A 4,625-nucleotide genomic window follows, 5' to 3' on the forward strand; every position below is an offset into this window, starting at 1 on the left:
GCCCTCGATCACCCGGTGGAAGATCGCGCCGTCGTAGAACGGACCCTCCGTCCCGCCCGAGGCGTTCTTGGTCGTGTACTTCGCGGTGCCCTTGGCCAGCTTCACGAAGTTGCTGACGGTCTTGGGCGCCTGGAAGCGGAACAGCTCGATCCGGATGTCGCCGCGGTTGGTGTGCAGGGTCGCGTAGAGGTCGCTCACGGTGAACCATCCTGCCATCCGATCCTGTGGTCAGAGCCCGAGGTTGGCGATTGCGGCCGCGGCGAGCTGCCGGCCCTTGATCGACTGCGGCTGGTTGGCCTCCGCGATGACGGCGACCTGACCCTTGGCGACGGCGTAGACGGAGCCCCGGTCGGTGGGCATGGACCCCCCGGTCCAGCCGACCGGGTCGTCGGCCGGATCGGACTTCTCGACCGGGACGTGCTGGTCGACCGCGGCGGCCGCGGCCGCCGCGCTGTCCGCCTGCACGATGCGCACGGTGGCCAGCCAGCCGCCGTCGCTGCGGGTGAACGTGCAGATCGGGTGCGGGTCGACGGCGACGATCGTGGTGGTCCCGGTGTGCTGGCCGTTGATGTCGGCCACCTGGTCGTCCGACAGGTAGGGACAGGGCCCGGCCTGGGCCGCGGGCTCGTCGGTCGCCGCCGGCGGCGCGGCCGGCGGGACGCTGGCGGGCTCGGCGGTGACCGTGACCGACAGCGTCGCGGTCCGGGTGCCCGCGGTGACGGTGATCGTCGGGGCCGCCGGCGCGGACGGTGCCGACGCGGCCCCGGCTCCGGCGCAGCCGGCCGTCAACAGGCCGGCGAGCGCGGCGACCGCCCCCCGGTGGAGCCGCCCTCGCGACCCGGTTGCATGCATCGCCCGCTGCCCTTTCCTCTCGGCGTGAACACGCCTGATCCGAGCGGATTGCCCGGTACGCTCGACGGGCCGGGTGCTCCCGGACCCTCGGATCTTGCCCGTCCCGCCGTCAGGAAGGTAGTCGCGACCGTGGCCCAGCGCCGCAACACCGCCCAGCGGGCCGCCATCCTCGACGTGCTGGCCGGCAAGGACGAGTTCCTCTCGGCGCAGGAGTTGCACACCACGCTCCGCTCGACCGGATCGTCGATCGGCCTGGCCACCGTGTACCGCGCGCTGCAGGACATGGCCGGCGGCGGCGACCTGGACACGGTCCGCACCCAGACCGGCGAGGTGCTGTACCGGCAGTGCGAGCAGCCCCGCCATCACCATCACCTGGTCTGCCGGGTGTGCGGCCGGACCCAGGAGGTCGAGGCCCCCAGCGTCGAACGGTGGGCCCGGGCGGTCGCCGCCGAGTTCGGGTACACCGACATCAATCACGAGGTCGAGTTGTTCGGCGTGTGCCCGGCCTGCTCGGCCCTGGCGGCCGAGCGCGCCGCCGGCGGGCACCCCTAGTTGGCCGAGCCTGCGAGGCCACCATCGTGCACGGGAGGGGTGGCATGGGTGAATGCGGCGACGGAGGAGCCGGATTCTTCAGGACACCCCCTAGTTGGCCGAGCCTGCGAGGCCACCATCCACCCCTAGACGGCTCCTGCCGCCAGGTCGGGCTCGTCCGGGGCGGACAGGCTGAGCGTGCAGTCGACGACCGCCGGGGACTCGCGGATCCGGGCCTCCAACGCCCGCAGCCGCACGGCCAGGTGGGATTCGGTGTCGTCGCCGGTCAGGTCGACGTCGGCGACGAGGTAGAGCTGCCGGGGACCGATGAAGTCGACCCGCAGCGCCGTCACCCTGGACACCTCGGGCAGCTCGCGCAGGGCCTGCACGATCGCGGCCCGGACCGGCGGGCTCACCTGCACGCCGACCAGGAAGCGCCGGTTGCGGTCGATGAGCACCACCGCGACCACCCCGAGCAGGACGCCCACCAGGATCGAGCCGATCGCGTCGGGCGTGGCCGACCCGGTGGCCTGGTGCAGGCCAAGACCGGTCGCCGCGATCACCAGGCCGGTCAGCGCGGCCGCGTCCTCGGCGAAGACCGCCCGCAGCGTCGGGTCCGAGGTCACCAGCACGTGGGTGATCAGGTCGCGGTCCACGGTCCGGGCCTCCCGGCGCGCCTGGCGCACGGACTGCAGGAACGAGGTCCCCTCGAGCAGGAAGGACAGGCCCAGCACCAGGTAGCCGATGAGGAAGTCGGTGGCCGGCTCCGGGTCGAGCAGCTCGTGGATGCCGTGGGTGATCGAGACCGCCGACCCGGCGACGAACAGGCCGAGCGCGGCGAACAGCGACCAGACGTAGGCCTCCCGGCCGAAGCCCAGCGGGTGGTCCGGGTCCGGACGCCGGCGCGAGGTCCGGTTGGCGATCATCAGGAAGATCTCGTTGCCGGTGTCGGCCCACGAGTGCGCCGCCTCGGCGACCATCGACGCCGACCCGGTCAGCGCGGCCGCCCAGGTCTTGGCCACCGCGACCAGGAAGTTCGCGGTGAAGGCGATGAGCACCGTCAGGGTGCTCTCGGACTTCTCTCCCCCGGCCGCGTCGCCGAGCGCGACGACCGGCGACGCGCCGCCGGCGGGCTCGTCCGTGGAATCCCGCATTCGGGAAAGCTACCGGCATTCCGGCCCGCCGCATGGCACGCTTCGCCGATGAAGCTCAGTGCCGGCCTGCTGCTCCACCGGTCGGGTCCGGCGGGGATCGAGGTGCTGCTCGTGCACATGGGCGGGCCGTTCTGGGCCCGCAAGGAGGAGCACGCCTGGTCCATCCCGAAGGGCGAGTACGAGGCGGGCGAGGACCCGGCGGCGGTGGCCGCCCGCGAGTTCACCGAGGAGCTCGGTGCGCCGCCGCCCGCGGGGCCGACGATCGAGTTGGGCACGGCCCGGCAGAGCGCCAAGTCGGTGACGATCTTCGCGCGGGCGGGCGACTTCGACGCCGCGTCCGCCGTCAGCAACACCTTCTCTCTGGAGTGGCCGCCCCGCTCCGGCCGGTTCCAGGAGTTTCCCGAGGTGGACCGGGCCGAGTGGTTCGACCTGGCGACGGCCGTGACGAAGCTGGTGAAGGGCCAGGCGGTCTTCCTCGCCCGGCTGGCCGACCGGATCGCCCCCGGCCCATCGGGGCCCCGGCACCCGGCCGACGGTGGACCTGACCCCACTGTGCCCACGGTCGGCGGCTCCTAGTGTGGAGACCGGGCCCGCCGACGTGGCCGGCCCGCCGACGGAATCGACCTGACGGGGGAACGACATGTGGGGGATCGACATGTGGGGGATCGACAGGAGCGGGCGGGGCGCGACCCGGTCCACCGGTACGGCCGTGTCGTCGGCGCTGGCCGCCGCCGTCGCCGCCGCCCTGCTGCTCTCCGGGTGCGGGGCGACCCGCGACCCCGGACCGGCGACGACGGCCGACCGGGCGATCGCCGGGGTCCACGCCGTGCGGCTGGAGACCAGCGGTGACCTGGCCATCGCCATCGGCGAGAAGGAGAGCCTGACGATCGCTGCGGGGTCCGCCGTCATCGACGACCTGACCTCGGAGGTGGTGGACGGTGCGCTGGTGCTCGGTACCCGGCCGGGGTCCTCGGTCACCGGGTCCGTCCGCTACACCCTGACGGTGACCGGCCTGGATCGGCTCGACCTCGAGGGCTCGGGCAGCGCCACCGGAACCGGGGTGCTGGTTCCCGATGCCACGGTGACCGTGTCGGGGTCGGGCGGCGCGACGCTGTCCGGCCTGGACCTGACCCGGCTCATCGCCGATCTGTCCGGTTCCGGACACGTCACGGTCGCGGGGACCGCGGGCAGTGCGACGGTGACCGTCAGCGGGTCCGGCGACTTCGACGGCACCGGGCTGGCGGTGCAGGACGCCACCGTGGACGCCTCCGGTTCGGGCAAGGTACAGGTCCGGGTCAGTGGCACCCTCACGGCCGCGGTCAGCGGCAGCGGCGACGTCGTCTACACCGGCAATCCGACCACGGTGCAGCGGGACCGGAGCGGCAGCGGGGACATCGTCGCCGGGTGAGCGCGTAGCCTGGAGGAGCTTGATCGATACAGATACTGATCTGCCCGACCGGACCACGAAGTCAGCGCGGCCTTCGCACGACCCACCACCGCTGCTCCACCGGCCGAAACGAGTCACCCACCGATGACGTCCGCCCTGCTCTCACCCCATCGACCGGGCCCCGCCGACACCCCCCGTCCGGACGCCCTCGACCGGGCCGCCTCACGGGTGGCCGGCGCCGCCTTCTGCGCCCGCCTCGACCCCGCGGTCCTGGACTTCGCCCGGCGCCGGCTCGCCGCCCACTTCGGCACGTCGGAGGAGCTGGTCGACGCCCTCATCGCCGACCGGCTGCTGCGGTTGGCCGCCCGCCTGGGCGCCGACCTGGCCCTTTAAGTCGCCGATCAGTGGCCTTTAAGGCCACCCCGGCACGGTGAACGCACTGACCACGGACGTTCACCGAAGGACCGACCTGATGACCATCGCCGATCTCGCCCGCACCGTCGCCCCCGTCACCCCCGCGGGCGGCCCCCGTCCGGCCCCGGCCGCGCACGCGCTGCGCGGGCTGGCGGCCGGGCCCGTCCACCTGCCCGGCGACCCCGGGTACGACGCCGCCCGGGCCGCCTGGAACCTGGCCGTCGACCAGCGGCCCGCCGCGGTCGCGATCCCGGCCGACGCCCGGCAGGCGGCGCGCATCGTCCGGG

7 protein-coding genes and 1 pseudogene are annotated in these 4,625 nt (G+C 73.6%); 5 read left to right on the forward strand and 3 right to left on the reverse strand.

The window, feature by feature from the left end:
• Together ACOJUF_RS13180 and ACOJUF_RS13185 are read right to left on the reverse strand one after the other, a co-directional pair.
• The coding region (locus ACOJUF_RS13180) for a peptidylprolyl isomerase (RefSeq protein ID WP_420122296.1) at positions 1 to 216 on the reverse strand (216 nt) is incomplete at its 3' end.
• Between the two features lie 12 nt (positions 217 to 228).
• Positions 229 to 852, reverse strand: coding sequence for a DUF2020 domain-containing protein (locus ACOJUF_RS13185; protein ID WP_420122297.1), 624 nt, complete (start codon positions 850 to 852; stop codon positions 229 to 231).
• A gap of 129 nt (positions 853 to 981) precedes the next feature.
• Between ACOJUF_RS13185 and ACOJUF_RS13190 the strand changes: the two genes are divergently transcribed.
• Positions 982 to 1,404, forward strand: coding sequence for a Fur family transcriptional regulator (locus tag ACOJUF_RS13190; protein ID WP_420122298.1), 423 nt, complete (start codon positions 982 to 984; stop codon positions 1,402 to 1,404).
• Between the two features lie 125 nt (positions 1,405 to 1,529).
• Here the strand turns inward: ACOJUF_RS13190 and ACOJUF_RS13195 are convergent, their stop codons facing one another.
• Entirely contained in the window at positions 1,530 to 2,537 is a 1,008-nt protein-coding gene (locus ACOJUF_RS13195; protein ID WP_420122299.1) for a cation diffusion facilitator family transporter, read from the reverse strand.
• A 48-nt stretch (positions 2,538 to 2,585) separates the two neighbouring features.
• Here ACOJUF_RS13195 and ACOJUF_RS13200 point away from each other — a divergent pair, with 48 nt between their 5' ends.
• The 4 genes and pseudogenes from ACOJUF_RS13200 to ACOJUF_RS13215 all read left to right on the forward strand — a co-directional run.
• Entirely contained in the window at positions 2,586 to 3,113 is a 528-nt protein-coding gene (locus ACOJUF_RS13200) for an NUDIX domain-containing protein (protein WP_420122300.1), read from the forward strand.
• A gap of 133 nt (positions 3,114 to 3,246) precedes the next feature.
• Positions 3,247 to 3,945, forward strand: coding sequence for a head GIN domain-containing protein (locus ACOJUF_RS13205; RefSeq protein ID WP_420122301.1), 699 nt, complete (start codon positions 3,247 to 3,249; stop codon positions 3,943 to 3,945).
• A gap of 123 nt (positions 3,946 to 4,068) precedes the next feature.
• Entirely contained in the window at positions 4,069 to 4,317 is a 249-nt protein-coding gene (locus ACOJUF_RS13210) for a hypothetical protein (protein ID WP_420122302.1), read from the forward strand.
• Between the two features lie 79 nt (positions 4,318 to 4,396).
• Positions 4,397 to 4,625, forward strand: a pseudogene (locus ACOJUF_RS13215) (hypothetical protein); the annotation flags it as partial.

It is taken from the genome of Nakamurella sp., from assembly GCF_048594475.1.
Classification (GTDB): Bacteria; Actinomycetota; Actinomycetes; order Mycobacteriales; family Nakamurellaceae; genus Nakamurella.